This is a genomic window from Actinoplanes sp. NPDC051537 (assembly GCF_055586105.1).
Map to the genome: position 1 here is coordinate 395,077 of NZ_JBVJIU010000010.1, position 15,108 is coordinate 410,184.

The window sequence follows — 15,108 nt, forward strand, 5'->3', positions numbered from 1 at the left end:
CGTGACGCAAGCACCTGGGTATGGGCCACCGCCGGGACACCCGGCGGTGCCGCCTCCCGGCTACTACTACTGGCCCGGGCCGCCGCCACCGCCGATGAGCCCGGCCGGCGTGCCGCTTGCCGACTTCGGCCTGCGCCTGGCGGCGTACGTGATCGACATGGTGTTGCTCTCGATCGTCGTGCTGATCGTCATGGTGCCGGGATTCATCTGGGTGATCTCGCGGTTCCCGGACGACTACGCCTACGAGGCCGACATCAACCCGTTCACGACGTTCTTCCTGCCGTTCCTGCTGCTCGACCTGGCCGTCCTGGTGTTCTCGATGATCCTCTACTACCTGTACGCGGTGGAGTACATGCACCGGACCGGACAGACCCTGGGCAAGCGGCTCATGAAGATCCGGGTCGTGCCGCTCGACCCGCGCCGCACGCTGACCCGCGGGATGGCGACCAAGCGGTACCTCGTCGAGTACGTGGCGGGCAGCTTCGTCCCGGCCTTCAACCTGCTCGACGGGCTATGGCAGCTGTGGGACAAGCCGTTCCAGCAGACCCTGCACGACAAGGCCGCCGACACGGTGGTGGTTAAGGTTTCCGCATGAGCTCGTTGCCCGCCGGCTGGTACAAGGACCCGGCCGACACCTCCACCCAGCGCTACTGGGACGGCGAGGGCTGGGTCGGCAAGGCCATTGCGGCCGACGCGGTTCCGCCCGACGGCCCGCCGCCGGTCGAGGAGGAGCCGGAGCCGGAACCGGCGGCCACCCCGGCCAACCCGGTCGCGCCCGCGCCGCAACAGCCGCCGACGGCCCCGGCGGGATGGGGTCCGATGCCCCCGCCGCCGCCGGGGTGGCAGCCGCCCCCGGGCTGGCAGCAAAAGCCGCCGCCGGCCGGGTGGCAGCAGCCGCCACCCTGGCAGCAGGCGTCGGCCGCCATGAGCCGGGCCGCCGCCTTCCCGATGGCCGAGGCCCGCCCGCACGGCTTCGCGCTGGCCGGGCTCGGCCCGCGGCTGGTCGCCCGGCTGATCGACATCGTGATCGTGCTGCTGCTCAACATCGTGGTGAACGGCTACTTCGGCTACCAGGTCATCAAGGAGTACGTGCCCTTCTACCGGGCCGTCGTCGACCAGATGGCGAGCGGCGGCAACGCGCTCGACGTGCCCCAGCCGGACGGCCGCGCGGACGGCCTGATCTGGGCCATGCTGATCGTGGCGACGCTGTTGTGGCTGGTCTACGAGGCGCCGGCGATCGCGGGCAGCGGGCAGACGCTGGGCAAGCGGATCATGCGGATCAAGGTGGTCGCGCTGGAGAACACCGAGCCGCTCGGCTTCGGCCGGGCGTTCGGCCGGTGGGCCCGGCTCGGCCTGTGGACCCCGGCCTGGGGCTGCTGCGGCGTCGGCCTGATCTTCCAGTTCATCGACTCGCTCTCGCCGACGCTCGACCAGCAACTGCGGCAGGCGCTGCACGACAAGACGGCTCGTACGGTCGTGATCGCGCTGCCGCCCCACGACCGGCAACCGGTCGACGCTTCCCGTTCCTCTTCCGGACAAGGACCACAATGACCCGCCTGACTCGTGCCGACCTGGACAGCCTCCCGGCGTACGTCCCGGGTCGCAATCTCGCCGATCTGACCCGCGAGCTCGGCATCGCCGAGGCGATCAAGCTCGCCAGCAACGAGGTGCCGTACGGCCCGCTGCCCGGCGTGGTCGAGGCGGCGACCGAGGCGATGCTGTCCGTGCACCGCTACCCCGACATGGGCGTGGTGGCGCTGCGCGACGCGCTGGCCGAGCGGTACGGCGTCGCCGCCGACCGGATCGTCACCGGCTGCGGCTCGGTGGCGCTGGCCGAGATCCTGGTCAAGGCGACCTGCCTGCCGGGCGACGAGATCGTCTACTCGTGGCGCTCGTTCGAGGCGTACCCGATCATCTCGGCCGGCGCGGGGGCGACCAGCGTGCGCGTGCCGAACACCGGCGACCACGGGCACGACCTGCCGGCGATGGCCGACGCGATCACCGACCGCACCCGGCTCGTGATCGTCTGCAACCCGAACAACCCGACCGGCACCGCCGTGCGCAAGGCCGAGCTCGACCGGTTCCTCGCCGAAGTGCCCTCCGACGTGCTCGTGGTGCTCGATGAGGCGTACCGGGAGATGGTCACCGATCCCGACGTGCCGGACGCCATCGAGACGTACGCGAATCGCCCGAATGTTGTGGTTCTGCGGACGATGTCGAAGGCCTGGGGCCTGGCCGGCCTGCGGATGGGCTTCCTGGTCGCGCAGCCCGAGGTGGCCGCCGCGATCCGCAAGGTGCTCACCCCGTTCTCGACCAGCCTCGTCGCCCAGGCCGCCGCGCTGGCCGCGCTCGCCCAGGAGGACGAGGTGAAGCGCCGCTGCTCGCTGGTCGTCTCGGAGCGGGCCCGGGTCACCGAGGCGCTGCGCAAGCTGCACGCGGACGTGCCGGAGAGCCAGGCCAACTTCGTCTGGCTGCCGCTGGGCGACAAGGCGGCGGCGTTCGGTGCGGTCTGCGAGGGACGCGGCGTCATCGTGCGTCCGTTCCAGGGCGATGGCGTACGCGTCACGATCGGCACGCCGGAGGAGAACGACGTCTTCCTGGCCGCCGCCGAGGTCGCGCTCGCCTAATGAACGCCGGCCAGGTCGGCCTCGGCGGCGACGTCCAGCCGGCGGGGGAAGACCTGCCGGGCGGTGACGACCAGGACGAGGGCCACCAGGGCGAGTCCGGCCGCGAGCAGCGGGAGGGCGCCCAGGTGGCCGGCCGCGGTCATCCGCTCGCCGACCAGCGCGCCGCCGCCGATGCCGATCTGGAACGCCACGACGTAGACGGCCGACGCCGCGTCCCGGGCCCGGGGCGCGATGCGCAGCACGGTCGAGGCCAGGCAGACCGGGATGGCGCAGAACGCCCCGCCCCAGAGCAGGGTGGCCACGACGGTCGGCACCGTCCCGAGCGCCGGCGCGAGCGAGGCGACCGCGACGGCCAGCACCCCGAGCAGGGTGGCCAGCGCCGGTCCGGGCCGGCGGTCCACCAGGTGGCCGACCGTGTAGGAGGCGACCAGGGCGGCCGCGCCGTACCCGAGCAGAAGCGCGCTCAGCCCGAAGCCCTCGAGGCCGCCGTCCCGCCGGACCAGCGGGGCGATGTAGGTGTACGCCGCGAAGTGGCCGATCACCAGCAGAACGGTGATCACGCAGAGCAGCGCCACCTTGCCGTCCCGGATGATCGCCACCGACGCCCGCAGCTGGGCGCCGAGCCTGGTGTCCCGGTCGTGCGGCAGCGGGTCGAGCTTCGGCAGCACCCGGGCCAGCAGCAGCACGCAGACCGCGCCCGCCGCGGCGACCACGCCGACCGCCACCCGCCAGCCCAGCCACTGCCCGATCGCGGTGCCGACCGGCACACCGGCCACGATCGCCAGCGAGTTGCCGACGAAGACCAGCGCGGTCGCCCGGCCGGCCCGTCCCGGCGGGGCGAGTCGAGCCGCGATCGGCCCGATCACCGACCAGAAGACGCCGTGCGCGAGCGCGCAGACCAGCCGGGTCAGCGCCAGCACCAGGAAGCTCGGCGCGAACGCCGCGGCGCCCTGGGAGAGCACGAAGATCGCCATGCACACCGCGATCAGCACGTGCCGCGGCGCCCGCATGGTCAGCGCGGTCAGCGGGATCGTGCTCACCGCGGCCACCACGGCATAGCTGGTGAGCAGCAGGCCGACGTCCGCCTCGTCGACGGCCAGGCCGTTCGCGATCTGCGGGAGCAGGCCGACCGGCAGCGTCTCGGCGGTCACGAAGCAGAACGCGGAGGCGCCGAGCACGGCCAGCGCCGGGCGGTTGAACGTCACTTCCGCAGATTAAGCTCTAGATCCGAGTAAAAGAAGGGAACGGGATGTGACGACGCGCTCAACGGAACTTCTCCGGGTGGCACACGCGCGCCCCGGGGTGACCCGGGCCGACGCCGCCCGGCTGCTCGGCGTCGGCACCGGCGCGGCCACCGAGATCGTCGCCCGGCTCACCCAGCAGGGCCTGCTCGCCGAGGCGCCGGCCGCTCCGAACGGCAGTCGCGGCCGGCCGACGACGGTGCTGGTGCCGCATCCGTCGGGCCCGCTCGTGCTGGCCGCCGCGATCACCCACGAGGCCTGGCGGGTCGATGTGGTCGAGCTCGGCGGCACGGTCCGGCAGTCGATCTCGGGCCGACACGCGGGCCAGGCGTGGGCCGGGCTCACCGCGGCGGTCACGGCCGCGATCACTTCATTGCAGCGCCCGTACGCCGGGAGGCTGCGGGCCATGGGCGTATCGGTGCCCGGCACGGTCAGTCCGGATCTGCGTCTCGACGCGAGCCACCTGGGCTGGCACGACGCCGATCTGACCGCCCTGTGGCCCGGCCCGTTGCCCGCCCCTGGCTCCCGGGGGGCTTCCGCGATCGGTCACGGCCCCGTCTTCATGGCCGGCTTCACCCCGGTCTTCATGGCCGGCAACGACGCGACGCTGGCCGCCTCGGCCGAGTCCCGCCGGGGCGCGGCGGTCGACGCCACGGTCGCCCTGCACCTGCGCATCGAGGGCGGCCTCGGCGGCGCGGTGGTCGACCACGGCAACGTCCTGCTGGGCGCCCGCGGCGCGGGTGGCGAGTTCGGCCACATGCCGTTCGGCGCCCCCGGCGTCCCCTGCCCGTGCGGCGCGCACGGCTGCTGGGGCACGGCGGTCGACGGCACGGCCCTGGCCCGCCTGCTGGACATGCCGGCCCCGCCCGACCCGGTCAGTTACGCCCGCCGGGTGATCGCCTCGCCGTCCCCCCGCGAGCGAGCGGCGGTGCGCACGGTCGCGGCCGCGCTGGGCCGGGGCATCGCGGGCTTGGTCAACGGCCTGGACGCCGACCTGGTGACGCTGGGCGGCGTCGGCGTGGACCTGCTGGCCGCCGCGCCGGAGGCGATCGACGAGGCCTACCGGGCCGGACTCATGCAGGTGCACCGAGCCGCGCCGCCGCCGGTGCTGGCCGCCGCGCTGGGCGACGACGGCCCGATCGCCGGCGCCGGTGAGGAGGCCTGGTCGCGCCTGCTGCCGCTGCTGGCCTGAGGTTACGAGCCGCAGTAGCCGGCGACCGGGGTCAGCCACTCGGTGAACTGGGCCTCGACGGTCTTGTTGAGGTCGGCCATCGTCTTGACCTTGTCCATGTAGCGGCGGTCGGAGGCGCTGCTCTCCAGCTTCGACGCGGAGACCTTGCCGGCGGCCTGGAAGGTGGGGTCCTCGGCCGCGGCGGTCGCGGTGCGGATCTTGGTGGCCGCCGCCTTGAGCTGGCCGGCCGCGGAGGCCTCGGCCTTCTCGGCGTCGGCGGTCTGCTTGGCCTCCTTGTAGGTGACCATCTTGCCCATCGCCGTGCCGAAGGCGCGGAGCTCGACCGTGTAGAGGGTCTTCAGCTTGCCGCAGACCAGGTCGGTGCTGGTCGAGTAGTCGGGGGCGGTGGGCGTGCTCACCGCGGCCGTGGGCGCCGTACGGGACGGTGCGGCCGCCTCGGGCGTGGCATCCGCGTCGGTGTCGCAGGCGGAGACGGCCAGGATGGCGCCGCCCGCGATCACGGCCAGGATGGCGCGTCGCATGAGGAGATCCTTCTCGTCGGGGACGTGCGAACCCCGCCGACGTTACGTTCCGGCGCCCGCCACGTCCAACCGAGAGTGATCATCGCGATACGAACAGCCCGCCCGTGTGCGACCACACGGGCGGGCTGCATGTCCCCCGTATCACGTGCGGCGCCCCACCGCGCTGGGGCGATGCCTTGGGAACATCCGCGGTGGAGCGACGCCCACAAATCGTGCCGTCTCGCACTATCAGATCGCTGTCGATCCGCTATCGCCGACTCGGCTACCCTCTGATGGCGTATTCACGGATCGGAGTGGCTCCCTTGCGGTACCGCATTTCTGGGCCACTGTCCGTCACCGGCGATGGACAGCAAGTGGCGATCATGGCGGAACGTGACCGGGCACTACCGGCGGTGGCCGGAGCCTGAGCACATTGCGTTATCGGATCCTCGGACCCCTCTCGGTCGGCGCGGACGGCGCGCCGGTCGCGGTGGCGTCCGGCCGCGACCGGGTCGTGCTCGCGATGCTGCTGCTCGACCCGGACGGGGTGGTGAGCCTCGGCGAGCTGGTCGACGCCGTGTGGGGCGAGGACCCGCCGTCGACCGCCCGCTCCCAGCTCCAGGCCTGCGTCTCCCGGCTGCGGCGGGTGCTGCCGCCCGAGGCGATCGGCACCGATCCGGCCGGCTACCGGCTGCGGGTCGGCCCCGACGAGCTCGACTCGCGGGTCTTCGCCCGGCTGACGGCCGAGGCCCGCGCCACCGGGGACGCCGCGCTGCTGCGCCGGGCGCTCGACCTGTGGCGCGGCCCGGCGCTGGTCGAGCTCGACAGCCCGGCCGTGCGGCGCGCCGCGGCCGTGCTCGACGAGCACCGGGCCGCGGCCATCGAGGACTGGGTCGACCTCGAGCTGAACGCCGGCCACGAGCGCGAGCTGGTCGGCGAGTTGTCCGGGCTGGTCGAGCGGTTCCCGCTGCGGGAGCGGCTGCGCGGGCAGCTGATGGTCGCGCTCTACCGGTCCGGGCGGCAGGCCGACGCGCTCGCCGAGTACCGCCGGGGCCGCGAGGTGCTGCGCGACGAACTCGGCATCGAGCCCGGCCGCGAACTGCGCGACCTGCATCAGCAGATCCTCACCGGCCGGCTGCCCGACATCGAGACCAGCCCGGCGCGGGTGCGGTGCCTTCCCCGTACGGTCGGCGACTTCACCGGACGAGACGACGAGGTGCGGCGGCTGGTCGGCGCGATCGACCACGCCGAGCCGGGGTGCCCGGTGATCGCCGTGATCGACGGGATGGCCGGCAGCGGCAAGACGACCCTGGCGCTGCACGTGGCCGCGCTGGTCGGCGACCGCTACCCGGACGCGCACCTCTTCGTCGACCTGCACGGGCACAGCGCCGAGCAGCCGATCGGGCCGGCCGAGGCCCTGCTCGTCCTGCTGCGACAGCTCGGCGTCGACGCGGAGCGGATCCCGTCGTCGCTGGTCGACCGCGTCGGCCTGTGGCGCACCGAGCTGTCCCGCCGCGCCGCGCTCGTGCTCTTCGACAACGTGGCGTTCAGCGCCCAGCTCGCCGACCTGCTGCCGACCGCGCCGGGCAGCCTCGCGCTGGTCACCAGCCGCCGGCGGCTGGCCGGGCTGGACGGCGTGCACCCCGAGTCGCTGGACGTGCTGGCCGAGCCCGAGGCGGTGGCGCTGCTGGCCCGGATCGCCGGCGACCGCATCGAGGCCGAGCCCGAGGCCGCGCTCGAGGTGGTGCGCCGCTGCGGCGGGCTGCCGCTGGCCCTGCGCCTGGCCGGGGCCCGGCTCGCGCACCGGCCTCGGTGGCGGGTCGCCGACCTGCTGCGCCGGCTCGGCGCCTCAGCGCTGCCCGAGCTCGCGGCCGAGGACCGGTCGGTGGCCGACGCGTTCGCCGTCTCGTACAGCCAGCTCCCGCCCGTTCCGCAGCGGGTGTTCCGGCTGCTCGGGATCTACCCGGGCGCCGACTTCGACGCGCCGGCCGTGGCCGGGCTGACCGGCCTGCCCATCGACGACGCCCGGGACGCGCTCGACGACCTGGTCGACGTGCACCTGGTCGAGGAGCCCGAGCCCGAGGTCTACCGGCTGCACGACCTGCTGCGCGAGTTCGCGGCCGCGCTCGCCGCCGACCTCGGCGAGGAGCAGCGGAGCACGGCCATCGTCGGGCTGCTCGACCAGCAGCTGCACGCGGCGATCGCGACGACGGCGGGCGGGGTGCGGATGAACCTCGAGCGCGACCTGCGCTCGCCGGTGCCGCTGCGGCCCGATCTGCTCGAGGCGCTGGAGGATCCGCCGGCCCGGCTCGAGCGCGAGCGGCGCAACCTGCCGCCGTTCCTGGACGCGGCGATCGCGGCGGGCCGGCCGGAGTACGCCTGGCAGATCCCGCGGGCGGCGTGGCGCTACCTCTGGACGCGCGGCTACATCGACGACGTGGCGAGCCTCTACCGTACGGCGCTGGCCGTCACCCAGCGGGCCGGTGACCAGTGGGCGATCGCCACCGTGGCCAACTACCTGGCCTCGGCCCACTACCGGCGGGCCGAGGTCGACGAGGCGATCTCGCTGCTCGAGCTGAGCATCCGGATCCGGGAGGAGATCGGCGACCGGGACGGCGTCTCGATCGGCCTCGGCAACCTGGCCGGCATGCACTACCAGGCCGGGCGCTGGCGCAAGGCGATGGAGCTGGTCCTGATCGGCGAGCGGAACGCCTCGAACCGGCGCGGCGGGGCCGAGTCGAACACCCGGCTGAACCTGCTCGCGCTGTGCAGCGTCTGCCTCGGCAACATCGACGACGCGATCCGCTACTACCGGCTGCGGCTGCTGGCCCAGTCCGAGCTCAGCGACATGACCCAGCTCGTGGACAGCCTGCTCAACCTGGCTGTGCTCAAGCACCGGATCGGGGTGCTGCACGTCGACGAGGCGCTGCGGCAGATCGAGCTGGCCCTGCGGCTCTACGAGCGGGTGCGCTACTCGTACGGCGCCGCCGACGGGCAGGACGAGGTGGCGCGCATGCTGCGGATCGAGGGCCGGCTCGAGGAGGCGGTCGTCCGGCACCGGCAGGCCATCGCGCTCGCGGTCAGCAACCACGACCCGCACCAGGAGTCCCGGTTCCGCTGCTCGTTCGGCACGACGCTGCTGGCGCTCGGCGACCGGGCGGCCGCGCGCGAGATGTTCGAGGAGGCGCTGCGGCTCGCGCACCAGATGCGGCTGCCCTACCCGGTCGCGCAGGCGCGGGTCGGGCTCGGGGACTGCGCCGACGACCCGGACGAGGCCCGGCGGATCTGGGAGCAGGCCCGGGAGACGTTCGCCGAGCTGGGCGCGCCCGAGCTGGCCGAGGTCGAGCGCCGGCTGGGAGTTCGCGGCGACGAGGGTGGCGCGGATCATCTGCAGGCCGCGCACGAGCGAGAGACGATGGTGTCGTGACTACCGAGCAGAGTGGCTACCGGGTCGAACGGGACACGATGGGCGAGGTCCGGGTGCCGGCCGACGCCCTGTGGCGGGCGCAGACGCAGCGCGCGGTCGAGAACTTCCCGATCTCGGGACGCGGGCTCGAGCCGGCCCACATCGCCGCCCTGGCCCGCATCAAGGGAGCAGCGGCGCAGGTGAATGCCGCCCTCGGCGTACTGGATGAGGATCTCGCCAAGGCGATCGCGACGGCCGCGGCGCATGTCGCCGGCGGGGGTTACGAGGACCAGTTCCCGATCGACGTCTTCCAGACCGGGTCGGGCACCTCGTCGAACATGAACGCCAACGAGGTGATCGCCACCCTGGCCGCGCGCGAGCTGGGCCGGCCGGTGCACCCGAACGACCACGTCAACGCCTCGCAGTCGAGCAACGACGTCTTCCCGTCCTCGATCCACCTGGCCGCCACCGAGGCCGTCGTCTCCCAGCTGATCCCGGCGCTGAGCCATCTGCGTCTCGCGCTGGGCGAGAAGGCCGAGGCCTGGGCCGAGGTGGTCAAGAGCGGGCGGACGCATCTCATGGACGCGACGCCGGTCACGCTCGGACAGGAGTTCTCCGGGTACGCGGCCCAGGTCGCGGCCGGGATCGAGCGGCTGCAGGGGACGCTGCCCCGCCTGGCCGAGCTGCCGCTGGGCGGCACCGCCGTGGGCACCGGCGTCAACACCCCGCCCGGGTTCGCCCCCGCCGTGATCGAGAAGCTCCGCGAGTCGACCGGCCTGCCGCTGACCGAGGCGCGCAACCACTTCGAGGCGCAGGGCGCGCGGGACGGCCTGGTCGAGGCGTCCGGCCAGCTCCGGGCCGTGGCGGTGAGCCTCTACAAGATCGTCAACGACATCCGCTGGATGGGCTCGGGACCCCGTGCCGGCCTGCGCGAGCTGCGCCTGCCCGACCTCCAGCCGGGCTCGTCGATCATGCCGGGCAAGGTGAACCCGGTCGTGCCCGAGGCGGTCCGCCAGGTCTGCGCCCAGGTGATCGGCAACGACGCGACCGTGGCGTTCGCCGGCACCCAGGGCGACTTCGAGCTCAACGTCATGCTGCCGGTGATGGCCCGCAACCTGCTGGAGTCGATCCGTCTCCTGGCGCATGCGGCCCGGCTGCTCGCCGACCGCTGCGTGGCCGGCCTGGAACCCAACGTCGACATCGCCCTCGCGTACGCGCAAGGATCGCCCTCGATCGTCACCCCGCTCAACCGGTTCCTGGGGTACGACGAGGCCGCCGCCATCGCCAAGGCGGCGCTCGCCTCCGACCGGTCGATCCGCGAAGTGGTGATCGAGCGCGGTCACGTGGCGTCCGGCACGCTGACCGAGGCGCAACTGGACGAGGCGCTCGACGTGCTCCGGATGACCCGTCCGTGAGCAAGCTCGCTACCCTTGTACGGTGACGCTCCGCTTGTACGACACCGCGACCCGATCCGTCCGGGACTTCGTCCCGAAGACGCCCGGTCAGGTCGGGATCTACCTGTGTGGTCTCACCGTGCAGTCGAAGCCCCACATCGGGCACCTCCGCGGCGGCGTCAACTACGACGTGCTGCGGCGATGGCTCCGGCACACCAACCACGAGGTCACGTTCGTCCGCAACGTCACCGACGTCGATGACAAGATCCTCGACAAGGCCAACACGTCCGGGCGGCCCTTCTGGGCGATCGCGTACGCGAACAAGCTCGTCCTCGATGCGAACTATCGCGACCTCAACGTGCTGCCGGCGACCTACGAGCCGCTGGCGACCGGTCACATCCCGGAGATGCACGAGCTGATCGCCGCGCTGATCGAGCTCGGGCACGCGTACCCGGCCGCGGGCGGGAACGGCGATGTCTACTTCGACGTCCCGTCCTACGCGGCGTACGGCGCGCTCTCGGGGCAGAACCCGGACGAGATGCGCCCGCCGACCGACGGTGGCGAGCCGGACAAGCGCGACTACCGCGACTTCGCCCTGTGGAAGGGCGTCAAGGCCGACGAGCCGCTGGACGCGTCCTGGCCGTCGCCGTGGGGCCGCGGCCGGCCGGGCTGGCACATCGAGTGCTCGGCGATGGCCCGGCGCTACCTCGGCGACGAGTTCGACATCCACGGCGGCGGCATCGACCTGACGTTCCCGCACCACGAGAACGAGATCGCCCAGTCCCGCTCGGCCGGGCTCGGCTTCGCGCGCTACTGGGTGCACAACGGCATGCTCAACCTCGGCGAGGCCAAGATGAGCAAGTCGCTGGGCAACGTGATCGACGTGGCCGCCGTGCAGGACATGGGCATCCGCCCGGTCGAGCTGCGCTACTACCTGGCCAGCCCGCACTACCGCTCGCGCATCGACTACTCCGACGACTCGCTGCGCGAGGCCGCGGTGGCCTACCGGCGCATGGAGGGCTTCGTGCAGCGGGCGGCCGAGATCGTGGGCCCGGGCCGGCCCAAGGACGTGCCGCCCCCGTTCGCCGCGGCGATGAACGACGACCTCAACACGTCGGCCGCGCTGGCGGTCGTGCACGACACGATCCGCGAGGGCAACACCGCGCTGGCGTCCGGCGACGAGACCGGCATCCGCGGCTCGCTCACGGCGGTGCGGGCGATGCTGGGCGTGCTCGGCCTCGACCCGCTCGACGCGGCGTGGAGCGGTGGCGAGACCAAGAGCGACCTCAAACCGGTGGTCGACTCGTTGGTCAAGCTGGCGCTGGAGCAGCGGGCCCAGGCGCGGGCCCGCAAGGACTGGGCGGCGGCCGACGCCGTACGTGATCAGCTGAAGAACGCGGGAATTCAGGTGGAGGACACTCCGGCCGGGCCGCGATGGACGGTAGGAGAGCACTGATGCCGGGTAATTCCCGCAATGTAAGCAAACGGGCCGTGTCCAAGAAGGGCGCGGTCAAGGGGTCCGGGGGCAAGAACCGGGACACCCTCAAGGGCCGCGGCCGCACGCTGCCGGCCGACGAGCGCCCCTGGCACAAGGGCTACTCGGGCACCGAGAAACTGCCCGACAAGACCGCGCGCAAGCAGGACAAGGAGCGCAAGGCGGCGGCGGCCGAGGGTCGTGCACCCAAGATCGGCACGCCCGGCAGCAAGGACACCACCTGGGGTCGAGGTGGCGGCCGGGCCACCGGTCGCCCGACGCCGCAGCGAGGCCGGGGCGCGCAGTTCCGCACCGGCCCGCGGGTGGCGCCCGGCCGGCGCTCCAACCCCACCAAGGAAGGGCCGGAGCTGCTGCTCGGGCGCAACCCGGTGGTCGAGGCGCTGCGCGCCGCGGTCCCGGCCACGGCTCTCTACGTGGCCCAGGGCATCGACATCGACGAGCGGGTCGCCGAGATCGTCCGCACCGCCGGCGACCGGGGCATCCCGATCCTCGAGATCGGGCGGCACGAGCTCGACCGGATGACCGGCGGGGTGCTGCACCAGGGCATCGGGCTCCAGGTGCCGCCGTTCGCGTACGAGGACTTCGACGACCTGGTCGCGGCGTCTCTCGAGCAGACCGCCCCGCTGCTGGTCGCCCTCGACGGCGTCACGGACCCCCGCAACGTCGGCGCCGTGATCCGTTCCGTGGCGGCCTTCGGCGGCCAGGGCGTCTTCATGACCGAGCGCCGCGCCGCCGGCATCACCGCCACGGCCTGGCGCACGAGCGCCGGCGCCGCGGCCCGCGTGCCGGTCTCCCAGGTGGTCAACCTGACGAGGGCGATCAAGACGGCGCAGAAGGCCGGCTTCACCGCGATCGGCCTCGACGCCGACGGCGAGACCGACCTCTACCAGCTGGAGGCCGCCATCGGCCCGCTGCTGGTCGTGGTCGGCTCCGAGGGCCGCGGCCTGTCCCGTCTCGTCGGTGAGACGTGCGACCTGCGCGTGAGCATCCCCATGGCGTCGGACGTCGAGTCCCTGAACGCCAGCGTCGCGGCCGCCGTGACGCTGGCCGAGGTGGCGCGCCGCCGCACGTACGGTCAGTAGTAGGCGCGCACCCGATCCGTGTCGGCCACGAAAAGCCGCCCATCGGCCACGATGGGCGGCAGGTCGCGCATCCCCGGAATCCCCGACTTCGCGGGCTTTCCGGTGGCCGCATCCACCACCGTGATCGCGTCGCCGGTCACGTAGAGCAGCCCACCGGCCCGGACCGGCCGTCCCGCGGCCGCCTTGAGGTGCACCGACCACAGCTTCCGCCCGTCCGCCGCGTCGAGGCATTCCACGCTGCGCGCGCGGGCGAAGTACACGTGCCGCCCGTCCGCGGTCACCGCCGAGGCCTCGAGCTTGCTGCTCCAGACCACCTTGCCGGTGGCCGCGTCGACCGCCGACAGCCCCGGGCCGCCCACATAGAACCGGGCTCCGGCCGGGTCGCTGCCCACCGCGTACCAGTTGGCCGGGGTTGACCAGAGTGTTCGCCCGTCGCTGATCGACACCGCCACCGCCCCGCCGCCGGCCCGCCGCAGCAACAGCCGTCCTCCCGCCGACACGAGCCCGTCCCCCCGATCCCCACGGCGAAGCCACCGGAACTTCCCGTCCGCCACCCCGTAGGCAATCGTCGAGGCCAGCCCGTCCTGATTGCTGTCGAGCGCCACGACCCCGCGGTCCACCCGCATGTCATAGCTGTACTTGACCAGCCCCACCGACCAGAGCAGCCGCCCGCTGCCCGGCGCATAGGCACTGAGCCGGCTCTCATAGACCGTAGGCACCCGGCAGGCAGACGACAGAACGAGCACTTTCCCGTCCGCCACCCCCAGCCGCCACACGGTCGTGTCGCCCAGCTCAACGTGCCACCGCCTCTTCCCCGATCGCGGATCAAAGGCCCCAAACCCACCCGAATCTGTGCTGAAGAGCCGCCCACCCGCCACCACCGGCGTCCCCCCGACTGCACAGTGCGACCCCGAGTGCGTGCCCATCGACCACCGCTCCCGAATGCCCTGCACCGTGCGCCCGTCAAGCCGGTCTTCATCCGGGTTGTAGTACGTATTGCCACCCCCGAACCCGGCCTGAGGCCAGTCCGACCCCGGCGCCGCAGCCGCCGGCGTAGGCAAAATCACAAGAGCCACCACAACCGCCCAAACCCAAAGCTTCATACCAAGATCAACGACACCCACCCACCACGAGACCCGGCCCACCCCAGACAGCGAAGGTGCCGCGCAGCCCTGGGCGCCGCGCAGCCCGGGGCGCCGCGCAGCCCGGGGCGCCGCGCAGCCCGGGGCGCCGCGCAGCCCGGGACGCCGCGCAGCCCGGGGGCGCCACGCAGGCCGGGGGCGCCGCGCATGCCGGGGGCGCCGCGGGGTGCGGACGCCACGAGGGCGAGGGTGCCGTGCAGAGCGAGGCCGCCGCGGGTTGCGGACGCCGTGCAGGGCGAGGGTGCCGTGCAGGGCGAGAGCGCAGTGCAGGGCGAGAGCGCCGCGGGTTGCGGGCGCCGCGGGATCCACACGCGCACTCGGGCGAGGCACCCCCACCGCTTCCGCTTCGCTCCGCCACCCACACGCGCAGGGTGGCCACTCGCGGTCCTTTGCTCTGCTCACCTATACGCGCACTCGGGCGAGACACCCCACCGGCCTCCACCCCGCTGCGGCCATTGCGCGTATAGGTAAGCAGAGCAAAGGACCGCGGCATGAGGGCGCCGCTCGAAAGTGAGGGCTCGCGCGGAGCGAGGGCTCGCGCAGGGTGAGGGCGTGGGGTGATGGCGCTGGGCGGAGTGAGGGCGTTGCGTGGCGTGAGGGCGTCGCCAAGAGGCCCGCGGACGAAGCCTAGGCAACCACGAGACGGCGGTGAGACCGCCCCGGAAGGGAGGTACCGCGGTGCGCGAGGGACCGCAGCGAGTCAGACGCGGTGCCACCCCAAATCCACAGCGGCAGAACCAGCCCAGATCAGGAAGACAGACGATTTTCTTCCAAGAATTTCAGGGCAGGAATCCCACCCCTCCCGCGGACGCGAGTCGAGCGCGAAGCGCAAAGACCCCACCGCAACCACCGCACCGTGGGGTCTGGGGGCTCGGCCCCCAGGCAGGCATGCGAGCCGGCTCGGCCTGCGCTTTTTGCAGGCATGGGGTCGCCTCCGGCGAGGACCCCGTCCGGAGCGCCCCCACCCACCCCCCCCTTCCCAAACGAGGCTCCCTCCCTCCGCGCACCGCGGGGGGGGGGGCTAGGAGC

The 15,108-nt window shown here is 73.1% G+C and carries 11 protein-coding genes; 8 read left to right on the plus strand and 3 right to left on the minus strand.

The genetic code is table 11. The annotated features are described in order from the left end of the window. Position 1 precedes the first annotated feature (1 nt). From ACZ6TB_RS26190 to hisC, 3 genes are read left to right on the plus strand one after another with little or no spacing between them, the layout of a single operon-like run. Entirely contained in the window at positions 2-595 is a 594-nt protein-coding gene (locus tag ACZ6TB_RS26190; RefSeq protein WP_465557929.1) for an RDD family protein, read from the plus strand. Then, a complete protein-coding gene (locus ACZ6TB_RS26195) occupies positions 592-1,551 on the plus strand; it encodes an RDD family protein (RefSeq protein WP_465557931.1) in 960 nt (319 codons plus the stop codon). The genes ACZ6TB_RS26190 and ACZ6TB_RS26195 overlap by 4 nt, the downstream gene beginning before the upstream one ends. After that, on the plus strand, positions 1,548-2,627 hold the full coding sequence (gene hisC / locus ACZ6TB_RS26200) for a histidinol-phosphate transaminase (protein ID WP_465557933.1): 1,080 nt from the start codon (positions 1,548-1,550) through the stop codon (positions 2,625-2,627). The genes ACZ6TB_RS26195 and hisC overlap by 4 nt, the downstream gene beginning before the upstream one ends. Here hisC and ACZ6TB_RS26205 read toward each other — a convergent pair. After that, complete coding sequence (locus tag ACZ6TB_RS26205; RefSeq protein ID WP_465557935.1) at positions 2,624-3,832, minus strand: MFS transporter; 1,209 nt, start codon at positions 3,830-3,832, stop codon at positions 2,624-2,626. The genes hisC and ACZ6TB_RS26205 overlap by 4 nt on opposite strands. 76 nt (positions 3,833-3,908) lie before the next feature. Between ACZ6TB_RS26205 and ACZ6TB_RS26210 the strand changes: the two genes are divergently transcribed. Then, the gene (locus tag ACZ6TB_RS26210) at positions 3,909-5,060 is read left to right on the plus strand and encodes an ROK family protein (protein WP_465557937.1); all 1,152 of its coding nucleotides are present in this window, start codon (positions 3,909-3,911) and stop codon (positions 5,058-5,060) included. 2 nt (positions 5,061-5,062) lie between these two features. Here the strand turns inward: ACZ6TB_RS26210 and ACZ6TB_RS26215 are convergent, their stop codons facing one another. Then, positions 5,063-5,581 carry a hypothetical protein gene (locus tag ACZ6TB_RS26215; RefSeq protein WP_465557939.1) on the minus strand — a complete coding sequence of 173 codons (519 nt, stop codon included), beginning with the start codon at positions 5,579-5,581 and terminating at the stop codon, positions 5,063-5,065. Between the two features lie 412 nt (positions 5,582-5,993). Here ACZ6TB_RS26215 and ACZ6TB_RS26220 point away from each other — a divergent pair, with 412 nt between their 5' ends. From ACZ6TB_RS26220 to rlmB, 4 genes are read left to right on the plus strand one after another with little or no spacing between them, the layout of a single operon-like run. Further along, the gene (locus ACZ6TB_RS26220) at positions 5,994-8,987 is read left to right on the plus strand and encodes an AfsR/SARP family transcriptional regulator (RefSeq protein ID WP_465557940.1); all 2,994 of its coding nucleotides are present in this window, start codon (positions 5,994-5,996) and stop codon (positions 8,985-8,987) included. Positions 8,988-9,025: 38 nt separating this feature from the next. Then, positions 9,026-10,381 (plus strand): class II fumarate hydratase, encoded by a 1,356-nt coding sequence (locus ACZ6TB_RS26225; protein ID WP_465557981.1) that lies wholly within the window; start codon positions 9,026-9,028, stop codon positions 10,379-10,381. A 22-nt stretch (positions 10,382-10,403) separates the two neighbouring features. Continuing rightward, positions 10,404-11,816: a cysteine--tRNA ligase gene (gene cysS / locus ACZ6TB_RS26230; protein ID WP_465557942.1), complete on the plus strand. Its 1,413-nt coding sequence runs from the start codon at positions 10,404-10,406 to the stop codon at positions 11,814-11,816. Then, entirely contained in the window at positions 11,816-12,937 is a 1,122-nt protein-coding gene (rlmB, locus tag ACZ6TB_RS26235) for a 23S rRNA (guanosine(2251)-2'-O)-methyltransferase RlmB (protein ID WP_465557944.1), read from the plus strand. The genes cysS and rlmB overlap by 1 nt, the downstream gene beginning before the upstream one ends. On the opposite strand, the gene ACZ6TB_RS26240 is transcribed toward rlmB, so the two are convergent. Beyond that, on the minus strand, positions 12,931-13,656 hold the full coding sequence (locus tag ACZ6TB_RS26240; protein ID WP_465557946.1) for an outer membrane protein assembly factor BamB family protein: 726 nt from the start codon (positions 13,654-13,656) through the stop codon (positions 12,931-12,933). The genes rlmB and ACZ6TB_RS26240 overlap by 7 nt on opposite strands. Positions 13,657-15,108: the final 1,452 nt, after the last annotated feature.